The organism is Blastomonas sp. CCH1-A6, assembly GCF_001556365.1.
GTDB classification, from domain to species: domain Bacteria; phylum Pseudomonadota; class Alphaproteobacteria; order Sphingomonadales; family Sphingomonadaceae; genus Blastomonas; species Blastomonas ursincola.
Genome location: NZ_LSIS01000525.1, coordinates 1 through 12,380, shown reverse-complemented (window position 1 = coordinate 12,380; position 12,380 = coordinate 1). Strand labels below are relative to the sequence as shown.

Annotated in this window: 12 protein-coding genes and 1 pseudogene; 1 reads left to right on the top strand and 12 read right to left on the bottom strand. The window is 62.6% G+C overall.

Annotated elements, in window-relative coordinates; all coding sequences use genetic code 11:
• From AX735_RS24750 to AX735_RS22715, 11 genes and pseudogenes are all read right to left on the bottom strand, one after another.
• Nucleotides 1-1,063: site-specific integrase (locus AX735_RS24750; RefSeq protein WP_082751273.1), on the bottom strand; the 1,063-nt coding region annotated here is incomplete at its 3' end.
• 168 nt (nucleotides 1,064-1,231) lie between these two features.
• Nucleotides 1,232-2,026: pseudogene (locus AX735_RS22760) on the bottom strand (ArdC family protein); the annotation flags it as partial.
• A gap of 515 nt (nucleotides 2,027-2,541) precedes the next feature.
• A complete protein-coding gene (locus AX735_RS22755) occupies nucleotides 2,542-2,982 on the bottom strand; it encodes a hypothetical protein (protein ID WP_155644762.1) in 441 nt (146 codons plus the stop codon).
• A 69-nt stretch (nucleotides 2,983-3,051) separates the two neighbouring features.
• Complete coding sequence (locus AX735_RS22750; RefSeq protein WP_017499957.1) at nucleotides 3,052-3,693, bottom strand: lytic transglycosylase domain-containing protein; 642 nt, start codon at nucleotides 3,691-3,693, stop codon at nucleotides 3,052-3,054.
• Entirely contained in the window at nucleotides 3,681-4,202 is a 522-nt protein-coding gene (locus tag AX735_RS22745) for a S26 family signal peptidase (RefSeq protein ID WP_017499958.1), read from the bottom strand. The genes AX735_RS22750 and AX735_RS22745 overlap by 13 nt, the downstream gene beginning before the upstream one ends.
• Nucleotides 4,195-4,506 carry a helix-turn-helix domain-containing protein gene (locus AX735_RS22740; RefSeq protein WP_081095412.1) on the bottom strand — a complete coding sequence of 104 codons (312 nt, stop codon included), beginning with the start codon at nucleotides 4,504-4,506 and terminating at the stop codon, nucleotides 4,195-4,197. Before AX735_RS22740 ends, AX735_RS22745 begins: the two co-directional genes overlap by 8 nt.
• A 30-nt stretch (nucleotides 4,507-4,536) precedes the next feature.
• A complete protein-coding gene (locus AX735_RS22735) occupies nucleotides 4,537-5,418 on the bottom strand; it encodes a phytanoyl-CoA dioxygenase family protein (RefSeq protein WP_082657685.1) in 882 nt (293 codons plus the stop codon).
• Nucleotides 5,419-5,423: 5 nt separating this feature from the next.
• Nucleotides 5,424-6,038 carry an acyl-homoserine-lactone synthase gene (locus tag AX735_RS22730; RefSeq protein ID WP_058454899.1) on the bottom strand — a complete coding sequence of 205 codons (615 nt, stop codon included), beginning with the start codon at nucleotides 6,036-6,038 and terminating at the stop codon, nucleotides 5,424-5,426.
• A 92-nt stretch (nucleotides 6,039-6,130) separates the two neighbouring features.
• Nucleotides 6,131-6,877, bottom strand: a complete 747-nt coding sequence (locus tag AX735_RS22725; protein ID WP_066284877.1) for a LuxR family transcriptional regulator — start codon at nucleotides 6,875-6,877, stop codon at nucleotides 6,131-6,133.
• Nucleotides 6,878-6,963: 86 nt separating this feature from the next.
• Entirely contained in the window at nucleotides 6,964-7,290 is a 327-nt protein-coding gene (locus tag AX735_RS24745; protein ID WP_017499963.1) for a helix-turn-helix domain-containing protein, read from the bottom strand.
• 482 nt (nucleotides 7,291-7,772) lie between these two features.
• A complete protein-coding gene (locus AX735_RS22715) occupies nucleotides 7,773-8,918 on the bottom strand; it encodes a CaiB/BaiF CoA transferase family protein (RefSeq protein WP_041685272.1) in 1,146 nt (381 codons plus the stop codon).
• A gap of 80 nt (nucleotides 8,919-8,998) precedes the next feature.
• On the opposite strand from AX735_RS22715, the gene AX735_RS22710 reads away from it, so the two are divergent.
• A complete protein-coding gene (locus tag AX735_RS22710; RefSeq protein WP_066113775.1) occupies nucleotides 8,999-10,000 on the top strand; it encodes a LysR family transcriptional regulator in 1,002 nt (333 codons plus the stop codon).
• A gap of 164 nt (nucleotides 10,001-10,164) precedes the next feature.
• Here the strand turns inward: AX735_RS22710 and AX735_RS22705 are convergent.
• Nucleotides 10,165-12,380 (bottom strand): TonB-dependent receptor (locus AX735_RS22705; protein ID WP_446471852.1); only part of this gene is annotated, 2,216 nt, incomplete at its 5' end.

The window sequence follows — 12,380 nt, the reverse complement described above, 5'->3', positions numbered from 1 at the left end:
ACCATGCAGCCCGGTGACCACACCCCAAATTACACCTCATTGACGGACGTGACCCTTCGCGCGGCGTTCCATCGTCAGCGCAAATAACAAGCCTTGCGCGTTCATCCGGTGTGACGACCTCCATGTCCATCGTGCCACCGCCAACGAGAGGCAATGCGCGCTGCCCGAATGAGGGGCTGTGGATGAAGATCGGGCGGTCGATGGCTTCCCAGCCACGGCGCTGTGCGAACTTGGCGACGGCCGCCGCTCGCTCAACGGCGATGTAGGCGTCAAACACCGGCAACAAACGGCGCGGTAGCAGCATGCTTCGCCCCCTGTCACCCTTGGTAAGTGCCGCCGGAAGCTCGACCCGCCGCTGACGTTCCGAGCGGGCGTCGCAAACCGGAATCTCAGCTGCGAGCAAGTGGGATGCCTCTTCCAGGCGCAGGCCGGTGGTGACCAGCAGATCGGCGAACAGCGCGTTGCGCGCGCCATTGCGGTCACGCGCTCCAGGACGCTCGGTCCCTTCAACGGTCAGGCCGCGCAAACCAACTTCTCGGAAGGCGCGGTAATCGGTGAGATCGATGAAACGGACGTCGGAACGACGGGCTGCGCGCTCATAGGCGTCATTGCGGCCCGTGACTGCCGCCCGGCGCCCATCGTGCGATCGTCGCCAGACCTGACGATGCGTAAAAGGTGTACGCTCGATCAGACCCTCCCGTTCGGCCCATCGATAAAGCTTGTCGAGCGAGGCAATCGCCCGGTTCCACGTCGATGCCGAAATCCGGAACTCAGCATCGCTGCGCCGCCGGGCACGATGATAGGCACCGACATCATTGGCATCGGCTTGCCAAACAGACTTGCCACGGGCCGAAGCGAGAAAGCGAACCCAGACCAGAACATCATAGCCATGGGCGCGCAACGAGTGTCGCGAACGCGAACCGTTCAGCGGCAAATCGAGGAAGTAGCGCTCAAGGTGGAGATCATAGATCGCACCATCACGCAGGATTACCGGGATGTAGGAGTCCAGGCCATCCGCCGTGCGGCGCTCCTGAATGACGATCGACGCACCTGAATTATCCACAGCTTGTCAGTCCCTCCCCCGGACCCCCTCCCGACTCCAGATCGCACACGTTGCGCGCCTGCGGAACGGTGGTCATCAGGCCGGATTACGCCAGCTTATGGATAGCGCTTCATCCGGCCTGATGCCCCCCTGCGTCGCGCCAAAGCATACCGTTCAATGGTGCGTCAGGCACGATGCAGACTGTCCAGATAAGGCGACCAGTTCCTCGCGGGCGTAGTCCTTGCTGCCGAACGGGTTGAGAATCTTGCGGTCGAGGCGCGAGGCGTGGCCGGTCGAATGGGTCAGTTCGTGCAGCGCGGTGCGATAATAGTTGATCTGCTCGAAGAACGCGGGTTGCGGCGGAACCTGCACATAATCATGCGCGGGTACATAGAAGGCACGGTTGCCGCCGATGCGGAAATCGACGCCCGATGCGGCAATAACCGCTTCGGCGACGGGCACGATCTGGCGTTCGGGGAGCGGCGCGGGGCCGGCGGCAAGGCCGGGGCGCAAGCCTTCGCATTGCGCGACGTTGAACACGGTGAAGCGTTTGAGGAAGGGCACGGCGCGGGCCTCGTCGCCGGTCAGGCGTGCGCGTTCCTTCTCGGCCTCGGGGGTGAAGCGGTCGGCATAGACAACGGTGGTCCCGCGCTCGCCCTTGCGGACGTTGCCGCCTGCTTCAAGGGCTTGGCGGAAGGTCAGCCACGATTGCGAAGGATAACCGCACTCGATAACCGCGCCCCAGAGAATGAGCACGTTGACGCCGCTGTAATTGCGGCTGGTGAGCGCATTGCGCGGAAGGCCGGGGGCGGCGGAGAAGCCTTGACCATTGGGGCGGCCCCAAGGCTGGACCCAAGGAACGCGGCCCGCCTCAAGTTCGGCAACGATCCGGTTCGTCACCTCGTCGTAAAGATTGGCGCGCTCTGCCGGGGGCTGGCTCCTGCCAGCTTCTCCGCGCGCGCGATGCTTGCCGCTCTGGCGCATGGCTATCCTCCTGCACCGCCCCAAAAACCCCAGGGCCTCCCCCGGAGCGGGGGTGGGCGGCGAACTGCGACCTGCCGGGCGCGGCCAGAAGGCGGTCCGCACCCGCAGGGCCGCAATGCAATGGAGGAGCCGAGCCCGAGCGCAGTCGAGGGCCGGCTTGCGGGACGCCGGGCCGGGCCCAGAAGGGAGCGCCGTCCACCCGTGCGACGAGGGGAAGGCCCAACGAAAAACGCCGCCGCGCCGGTCAGGCGCGGCGACGACAGGCCGGAGCAAGGCTCCGGCATCCCGCCAGTCCGATCATCACCTTTGGCCGGGACGCGCGAAGCGTGGCCCGGTGGAGCTTGGCGAACGGATGTGAGCCTAGCGGAATAGAGCGGCGGTCGCGCCGCAGGCGCGAGGCGCCCAAAAACCCGGATGCGTCAGGTCAGACCCTGCCGTCTTGAAGCACTCTCGTCGTGGTCGCCATGCGCGCGGTGACACGAGGAGCGAGCACTCGGCCCACTGGCCCCAACAGATCAACCGTGCAGCGGGGATCCGTTCGAACCGGTGCAAGCGGTCATCGCGGGCAACAGGCTCATCATGGCGGCACCGGCGATGATGATCGCGCCGACCGCCGCGGCGATGCCGGTCGCGGTCGGCCCCGCACCGCCGAGCTGCATCAGGCTGGAGACGACACTGCCGCCGGCGATCCCGGCGGGCACGGCGAAGAGAAGCGCGATCGCTCCGCGAAGCGGAACGGGCAACCGCGACGCGATGAGCATGCGTCCGATCAGCAAGACCGCGACGCCGACGACGAGGCCGAGAAGCAGACCGAGCAACGGCCCCAGTTCGCCACCCCCCGCCCACAGAAATGCGGCCGCACCGAGCCCGACCGGGAGTGCGAAGACGGCGAGCCGGAACATCGCCCAGGCGAAGAGGACGATGCCGGTGGCGGACAGGATCAGACCGAGCAACATCACGACCAACTCCATAGGCTCGGAACATAGCAGAAACACGATTCGGCATGAAGCCCCGATCGGCTCGCACTATGGGCGGTCTGGCGCGTTCTTCTCGGGCGACGTCGATCGCAGCGCGACGAACAGCGTGGCCGCACCGGCTTCGCTCCGGCCGGCAGGGGGCCGGTCGCCGATCGCGAAGAAGATGGCATTGACGGTACGCGGCGTTGCACTGGCGGCCGTGACAGCCGACCGGGAATTGACGGGCACTCCGGCGACGCTCGCGAGATAGGCGCGGGTCTCACCGGGCAGCGCGCGGCCGGTCCGCACGTGCTCGGCATAGCGTGCCGGTCCCGCGTTATAGGCTGCGAACAGTCCGGGATAACCGAAGCGGTCATACATCAGACGAAGATAGAGCGTCCCCGCCAATATGTTGTCGCGCGGGCTATGGGGATCACGTCCGAGCCCGAGCCGCGCGCGCATTTCGGACCAGGTGCCGGGCATGAGCTGCATCAGTCCCATCGCGCCGGCGTGGCTGGTAATCGGGCGCCCGTCCAGCACCGTGCGCCCGCCGCTCTCGGCGCGCATGACGCGCTCGATCCATTCTACCGGCACGCCGAAACGCGCCGAGGCTGCCTCGATATAGGGCCGCCAGTGAACGACCGACTGCGCGTCAGCCGGTGCCGCCGCCAGCAGCGCCAGGGCGGTGATGGCGACCCTCAGCCCAGCCACAGCAGTCGCACCTCGCCGATGACGTCGCCGCGCGATGTCGGTCCGAAATAACGCCCATCGAACGAATCCGGGCTGTCCATCAGCAGGAACAATGCGCCCGAACGCAACATCACGCAGCCATTCCACCACGGCATCGGACGGTCGCGGCCATCGGCTTCGCGGCGTTCGGCCACCGGGTGGCCGTTGACATAGATCTCCCGCCCGCGCGCACAGACGCGATCGCCGGGCGCGGCCGCGACGCGCTTGACCAGCGGGATATTGATCGGAATGTAGCGCCGCTCGGCGGCGAGCCGGCGCCAGCGGTCGGGCACCCGGACCAGCACCATGTCGCCCGATGCGATGTCCTGCCGTCCGCTGACGGCATAGAGACCGATCGGCGCGCTGGCCGATGCGTTCCAGACCAGCCACGGCGTTGGCGGCAGCGCGATCGTGGTCGCCAGCGCGGCCGCGCCGAGACCGATCAGCGCGGTGGGTTTAGCCGGCAGACGGGAGGGTAGCAGCCTAGCCATTGCCTCCCTCCCGCATGTTCGCGCGCGACCAGGCCTCGATATCGTCGATATGGTAGCGCCAGACGGTGCCATGCTTTCGGCACGGCGGGCCGCGCCGCTCCCGGCGCATCTTCTTGAGCGTGTCCCCCGCGAGACCGAGATGGAACGCGGCCTGCTTGGTTGTCAGAAACGGGCAATGCTCGCGTGCCCGCCGAGCGCGCTCCGCGGCCGACGACGCCGTGGCTCCACCGTCCACAGCGGATGAATCCGCCTCGATCCGTGTTCGCGCGCCGCCGCCTGCTTCGGGGTTTGGATCGTGTGTCATGAGTGCAGCGCCCGGTCCGACGAACCCGCGTTACCCGCCGATCAGGCCCGCACGCGCCGCTTCCTGATCCGCGACGTAGGCGTCCAACATGTCCGCCTGACCGGGAAGCAGCGCGTCGATCGCCGGGAGGCCGTCAATATCGTCGCGGTAAAGCAGCACCGATGGGCACTGGCCTTCGACATTACCGAGATTGGGGCGATGCTGGGCATAGCCGATGAGCGCGGCCAGATCGGGATCGAACGCTCGAGCGATGGCGGGCGGGTAGACGAGATACTGATTCTCGAACGTCCGCAGCCATCCGAGGCAATAGGAGGTGATGACCGCGCGGCGCACATGATCGGACTGGTTAGCGCCGGCACCATGCAGGATCGATCCGAGGAACAGCAGCGCGGAGCCGGGTGGCATTTCGGCGGCGACCGGACGTGCATCGCCCGGTTGCGATGCCGCATCGTGATGGCTGCCCGGCCAGACCAGCGTCGCGCCACTCTCCAGCGTGAACGGATCGATCGGCCAGATGACGTTGATCTGATAGTGCATCCCGGTCTTGACGCCGCCCCAGAGATCCTGGTCGCGGTGCGGCACCTGCGCGAGCGCGCCGGGATGGATTTCGATCGCCTGGGTGAGGTTGAGAACGATACGATCGCACCATTCCCCGAGCACCGTTTCGGCGATACCGCAGATGATCGGGTGCAGCACAAGGCCGGCGATATGCCGTGAACGCCGCAACAACGCGCCAAAGCGCTTGGTGCGGGCTCCGTAGAATCCGCCTTCGCAAAAGGGCGTGGCGACGAAGCGCGGTGCGAGTTCGGCTTCGAGCGCGGTGATTAGCTCGGTCGGCACGGCGTTATCGACAATGACAAAACCGTCGGCGAGCAGCATCGCGGCGAGGCGGGCGGGGTCGTGCATCGCCATTCCCTTCACGCGGCTCTTGCCGCCGCATCGGGAGTGATCGCACCCGGCACATAGATGCCGTTCGACGCCAGCAGCGCAGGCGTACCGGCGCAGATCTCGATGCGGAACGCTCCAAGGAACGCGCCATCGATGCGGCGCGCGGGGCCGAGCGGCGCTGCGCGCCAGCCCATCGCCAAAACCTCCTCGCGAAAAGCAGCGGTCACGACGCCGGTTAGCATGGTGATTCCGCTGCCGAGCGCATGATCGACCATCGCCGAGATGAGCCGGTTGCGGACACGCAGGCGTCCGGGGGCGCCCAATCGTTGCGGCAGGCAAAGTCGCGTAATCTCGCGAACCTGCTCCCCCCGGGGCGCATCGCACTCGCAGAGCGACGCGAAACGATCGGCGAGCAGATGCGCGCCCTCTGTCGATAGCAGCCGCATCGACCCCTGGTGAATGCAGCCATCGTCGGTGGCGATCAGATAGACCGCCTTGTCGCCGTCATAGCTGTCGATTTCATAGCGGCCGCCGACGACCGGAACATCCCAGCCCAGCAGATCGACGAACAGGGTCTTGCGGTCCTCGAACATCGAGGCGGCGCGCGCATCGGTAAGCGAGCACCCTTGGACAATATGGATCATAGCAGTAGCTCCCGTTCAACGTGAACGGTCGCAAAAGGAGCAGAGATGCGGAGTTCAAACAGTCGTCAATATTGAGGATGCGGCGATCCTACTCAGAAGCGCGGGACGATCTCCTCGATGCAGACGATCCCGCAGGCGAGCGCGATCGCCGGGAGCTGCGCGCGGGAATAGATGCCAAAATGCTCGCGCAGGTCGCGCATGTAGGTGCGCACGGTCGTTGGCGCGATGTGCATCATGATCCCGATCTCGACGTCGCTCTTGCCCATCGCCGCCAAGCGAAAGCATTCGAGCCGCTTTGGGCTGAGATGGGGCAATTCCAGGCGGCGCGCCGGAAAGCCGTGCAAGCGCCGCGCCTCGGTAAAAGCCTCGCTCGCCATCAGCGTCGCGATCCGGCAGATATGCGATGGCGGCAATTGCCCGTCGCGCGTTGCGAACGTACAGCATCCGGGCGGCTCGCCGGCGACGCCAATCGGAACGGTGAGGCCGTTGCGCAGGCCATGACGCGCGGCTTCGCGCACGATGCGCGCCTGCCGCCGCGTGAAGCCGCCCAGCAGTCGCTCCATTTCGTGCCAGCCGAACGCCCGGCTTGTCGAGCGCGCCGCGAGCAAGGCGGGATCGTCGCGGTAATAGCCTTCGGCGACGAAAACGTCGCCCCAGCTCTGGAAATTGTCCATGCGGAAATATCGCCCACCGGGCTGAAAGAAGGCCATGCTCTGGACGATCGCGAGCCATGGGAGGCCGAGCTGGCGTGCGGCGGCCTCGCTGCAACTGAACAGCTCGCGATCACTGTTCGCGCGCCTGGCCTGCTTAATATAGGCATCGAGGTCGCGAAACAGCACCGAGGGGCACTCCTTTCGACGCGCGCGTTGCGGGCGCGTCTATCGGGCGCGTGGTTCCAGCCCACGCGCGTGCAGCCCCCGATGATTTACTTGGTCTTGCTCGGCCGCCCCGTCGGCTTGTGCGGATGGCGCCGGAGCGTCACCGCCGGGCGCGCCAGTATCGCGCCGATTTCCAGTTCGTCGTCCGAAACGATCGAGATCGATATCCGGCCGGACAAGAGATAGACGGCATTGACGCCGAGTGCCTTCGCGAGCCGCTCCATTGCTTTCAGCGTCGGGCTCGACCGGCCATTTTCGATCGCACTCAGATAAGAGCTGCTCGTGCCCGCATCATGGGCGAGCGCTTCTTGCGTGATGCGCATCGCAAGCCGCAATTTCCTGAGATTCAAACTGAAGGACTTCGACGCATCCATAAGGGCGTAAGTTCACGCCCTGCGACCATTACTCCACACTGGATACAGGTTGGAGTTATTATCTATATTATTACGTTTTTACAAATATTTAAATGAGATTCCCGAACAACGCGCACTCAACTCTGATGCGGATTCTCAGGCGCGCCAAAAGACCGCATTCGGACGGTCGAATCGGTCGATGACCGAAGCCCTCACGCCAGGACATTGGCCGTGGCCGCCGCAGTGGAAATCCCATCGGCGTCGTCACATCCGGGGCGAGCATTGATTTCAAGCGCCGAGCGAATCACGATGCGAACAACGTCCCGTGGACACGTCCGCAATCGCCGTTCCGGCGTGGCGTACAGGAATCATCGGATAGTTTGACGTGCCTGTGTGTCGTTGTCTCCTTTGATTTGAATGCAGCGAAGCGGAGCGTCGCATTGGTTCATAGTTATGAAATCACCGTTCGTGTCGGGCCGCTGGCCGCCCACCATGCCAACCGACTACTCGCAACAGTCGGTTCTGGCGGTAATCCCGCAGCGGTCCGGTTTGCTCCAGCCCCGCCGAATTGTACTCGGATCTTCATGATGCAGCGGGATCGGTCCGGGGATCGGTAGTGACGAGCCCGAAAAACGTGGCGCCGGCATTGCCTGGAGGATATTGTCGATCTCCCGATAGACGCCTCGCGCTGCCATATGAGGATGGCGCGCCGCTTCGTCCGGATCAAGCACGGGGGCAAAGCAGGCATCGCTGCCTTCCAGCAGTGCGCGCCATTCTTCCCGTGTCCGCATGGCGAATATCTCGCTAAAACGCTGCTTGAGCTCGGGCCAGGCATCACGATCATAGCCGTCGTCAAAACTGCTATCGCCGGCCAACCCCAGCTTTTTGCAAAGCAGCGCATAGAACTTGGGCTCGAGTGATCCGACTGAGATGAAATTCCCGTCGGCGCACCGATAGGTCGAGTACCAGTGAGGGCCGTCAAGGATGCTGCAGCCGCGTATGCTGGCAACCTGGCCGGCGGCCTTCAGGCTCAGGAGCAAGTTCATCATGTGAGCGCTCCCATCGACGATCGCGGCGTCAACCACTTGCCCATTCCCGGTATCCCGGGCGTGCATTGCCGCTGCGAGGACGCCGATGGCCAAATAAAGCGCTCCACCCCCAATATCGCCTACCAGGCTTGGCGGCGCCATTGGCGGTTCACCAGGATGCCCAGCATACCAAAGGGCTCCTGACAGCGCGATATAGTTGATGTCATGGCCGGCCGCTTGGGCGAGAGGTCCCTGCTGCCCCCAACCCGTCATGCGACCGAATACAAGGCGGGGGTTACGCGCTAGGCAAACCTCGGGACCAAGGCCGAGCCTCTCCATCACCCCAGGCCGCATGCCTTCGATCAGTACATCGCCCCTTTGGACGAGATCCAGGACATGCGCGACGCCTTCGGGGGACTTCAGATCCAAGGCAATTACACGTTTCCCGCGGTTCACAATGGCGCCGCTGCCAAGATCGATATTTTCGGAGTTAGGGCTTACGCGTTCAATGACGACGACATCGGCGCCAAGGTCGGCCAACAGCATTCCGCAAAACGGCGCCGGGCCGATGCCCGCAATTTCGAGTATTTTGAGGCCTGCAAGCGGACCAGTTTTCGTCATTCAGGCATACCTGCGTCTGAGACCTTGGCGCTTTGATCCAGGCCGTTTCGCCGCTCCAGATTTCGAGACGGGTTGCAGTCGTGCTGGGCGGCAGTGTCGAAAGTAAGATTGACAAAATGACCTTGATTCGCCTAATTCATTCTCTGGAGCAATTATTCCTGTGGGGCATGTCCATGCTCGATTCTCGCCTCAAGCATGCCGTCGCGGTTGGTCAGCTTCGTTCCTTCTCCAGGGCAGCGGATGCGGTTGGTGTCACGCAGTCGGCGGTGACCAAGAGTGTCGCTGAACTCGAACGGTATCTTGGCTATTCCCTTTTCCATCGGACCTCACGGGGCGCGATGCCGACAGAGGAGGGACGCGAATTTATCGATCGCGCAGCGCGCTTGCTTGCCGACGCAGCTGAACTACTCGGAGATACAGCCCGCCGCGCCGACGCCTATGCGGGCCCGCTTCGAATCGGACTGTTCCCAGGGTCAATCGACTGGTTGCTCACCCAACCTCTGGTTTCTTTGCTGCGGCGCCATCCGGCAGTGCGCGTCGAAGTCGTTTCGGGCAACAGCGAAAGGGGCGTGCGACTCCTGTCGCGCGGCGATATCGATGTCGCCTTTGGACTTGAAGCGGCCTTTGCACGCTGGCCGGAATTCAAGTGCGAGCGGGTCGCCTCGATCGAAATACTGCCTTTTGTGCGGAACAATCATCCCATTCTGGGGATAAACCCGACCAGCAAGGAGCCGCTGGTCCAGTTCGAATTCGTAGTGCCCTCATCTTCCGAACCCTACACATCGATCATTCAGCAGATGTACGAAAAAAGCGGTAAGCGTCCCGCTGACTGGATCCACATGACAGACTATTTTCAATTGGTTCGACGGATCGTTGCCACATCCGATGCTATCGGGATGGTTGCAAAACAGTTCACCGAGAACTCATGGTTTCGCGCCAATTTCGTGGCCTTGGAGGGAATCGGTTTATTCGATCCATTGACGCTTTGTTATGCTGTGCGTAGCCGCTGGCAGGTAAAACCGGCTGGCCGTGCGCTCGTCAGCCTTGTTCGTCAGGCATGGCGCACCGCACCATCGGATTAACGGCAAGGGGGCGGGGTGCGATCGGAAATCCGCTGCATCCGTCGCGATCAGCTAGAGCATTTCGCGCAGAAGTGGGAACCGGCTTTCCGGCAGGAAATGCTCTAGCAAATTGATCTTGGGCATTTTCCGAGTTGGCGGGTGATTCCACTCGCCTCGAAAATGGCCTAGAAGCTAATCGCCACTTCTCCGCCGATGACGCGCCCCCTGTTTAGCGGTGAAAGGCTTGCACCCGTGCCCCCGAAGGCCGCCGGCAAAGGTGTATCGCCGCCAATCGTCACCTCATTCAGGAGGTTTCGGCCATAGATGGAGAAGCGCCAGTGCTTGTTGTCGGTCGCCAATGTGAGGCTCGCATCGAGCATATCGGCGCCCTGAAGGAAGCCGACGTTGTTGTCGGTGAATGCCGCCTTGTCGCGATGCGTGAAGCTGACACGCGCCGTTGCTGTCCCCAATTCGCCAAGCTGCTGATCATAAGTCAGCCCCACGCCATAGGTCCATGGCGACAGCCTTGGCAATTTGAGCGCACGATCCACATCGTTGATGACGCCATCACCGCTGAGGTCGAACTGGACGTTGCGATACTGGCCATTCACGTAGCCGAGCTGACCCGAAATCACGAGGTTGGACAAAAGAAAAAACTGCCCCTCGGCCTCGACGCCTTTGATTGTGGCGTCGGCGGTGTTCCGTATGACCTGGCTGACGCCAAGCGGTCCGGGCAGGTTGATCTCGCGCTGCAGGTCCTTCATGCGATTGTAGAAGGCCGCCAGGTTGATCCGGTGGCGCCCGAATTGCTTCTTGGCGCCGAGTTCGAAACTGTCCTGGGTCTCTTGATTGAATGGCCCCGGCGGCACAGCGGGATCGGTGTTGCGCAAATTATATCCGCCGCTGCGGAACCCGCGCGTGTAAAGGCCATAAATCTGCGTGTCGTCATCCGGCTTCCACTGAAGGCCGATTTTCGGCGTAAACCCTCGCCATTTTGCCGCGTCGGCGAAATTGGTTGCACAGATCAGCGTGTCTAGATTGCAACCATTTGCGCGCAAGGCCGAGACCCGAACGGCTTTGCGTTCCCAGCTATACCGCGCGCCGAGATTCAAGGTCAGCGTATCGGTGAAATGCCAGTCGGTCGAAGCAAAAATGCCCCATGTTGTCTGGTCTTGCGTACCCCCACCGGAAACGATCCGAGCACCGCCCAAAAGATTCCGCAGCTCGGCGTAACGAAGATCCTGGGAAAAATAGTATAGACCGGTTGTCAATTCGACGTCACCGAACCTTCCGGCATAACGAAGTTCGTCGCTGAGCTGATCCTGGTCGATTTCGAAAAAGGCATGAAAGAAGGACTGTGGTGTTCCATCGATATCAGCGCCCGCGGAGGATCGGAATTTCCGATAGCCAGCGATGTTGGTGAAGACGCCTCCGCCCAGACCGACATCGATGTTGGTTTCCACGATCGCCTGGTCCCATTTGGCATCATAGAAACCTGGGAAATTGATCGAAAACCTGAAGCTGTCGCGGGGAAACAGCGCGTGACTCTGGACAGGGGCTCCATCGCTTTCGACATCGCCATGCTCATAGCGGAGATCCATTCGGAAGCGGTCGCCACCCTTGAGCGAAAGTGCCGGGCGAATGATAAGGTCATGTGATTTACCGAAGCTGCGATTGTCGAAGCGGTTGCGAAACCAGCCATTGTCGTCGCTGTAGTAGACGGCCAATTTGGCAGCCAAAACGTCATCGACGATAGGTCCGGTAACCGTGCCGCTTACGGTCTTCTTCAGTCCCGTTTCAATGGATAGCTTGGCTTTGGCTCCAAAATCGAAGCTGGGCCGTGTGGTCCGCACAACCACGGCACCGCCGGTAACGTTGCGACCGAAAAGCAAGCCTTGCGGTCCACGCAGAACTTCGATCCCCTCAAGGTCGAAGTTGTCCAGCACGACACCAGCGTTGATGCCGAGGTAAATACCGTCAGTGAAAACGCCTACGGTGGGGTCGATCGATGGGATCGTGCTGTTGATGCCGAGGCCCCGGATAGTGAAATTGGCATAGCCCGGTGCCGTACCCACATCCTCGAGCTGGACGTTGGGAACGTCGTAGCTCAGACTTTGAAGATTCTGGACGAACTTGGCATCCAACTGCGCTTCACCAAAAGCCGTGACCGCCATCGGTACTTTCTGCACGCTTTCGCCATAGCCCTTTTTGGTGGCGGTAACGACAATGTCCTCAGCCAGCGCTTCCGTGGCGCTCCCGGTTTGGTCGTTCGCCTGGGGCGTTGCTTCCTGGGCAAATGCTGTTCCCGAGCACAACAACGCGGCAGACGCCAATAGACATCCTCTCAGAGCCTGATCCGAAATTAAGTTGAGTGGTGCCAGCGGGTTAGCTTGACGCGAGC

What these genes read in the sequence shown, in the direction of transcription:
- AX735_RS22745 (WP_017499958.1), bottom strand. Translation starts at nt 4,202, where the DNA reads ATGGCTAGGCTGCTACCCTCCCGTCTGCCGGCTAAACCCACCGCGCTG.
- AX735_RS22740 (WP_081095412.1), bottom strand. Translation starts at nt 4,506, where the DNA reads ATGACACACGATCCAAACCCCGAAGCAGGCGGCGGCGCGCGAACACGG.
- AX735_RS22715 (WP_041685272.1), bottom strand. Translation starts at nt 8,918, where the DNA reads ATGACGAAAACTGGTCCGCTTGCAGGCCTCAAAATACTCGAAATTGCG.
- AX735_RS24745 (WP_017499963.1), bottom strand. Translation starts at nt 7,290, where the DNA reads ATGGATGCGTCGAAGTCCTTCAGTTTGAATCTCAGGAAATTGCGGCTT.
- AX735_RS22755 (WP_155644762.1), bottom strand. Translation starts at nt 2,982, where the DNA reads ATGTTGCTCGGTCTGATCCTGTCCGCCACCGGCATCGTCCTCTTCGCC.
- AX735_RS22735 (WP_082657685.1), bottom strand. Translation starts at nt 5,418, where the DNA reads ATGGCGATGCACGACCCCGCCCGCCTCGCCGCGATGCTGCTCGCCGAC.
- AX735_RS22730 (WP_058454899.1), bottom strand. Translation starts at nt 6,038, where the DNA reads ATGATCCATATTGTCCAAGGGTGCTCGCTTACCGATGCGCGCGCCGCC.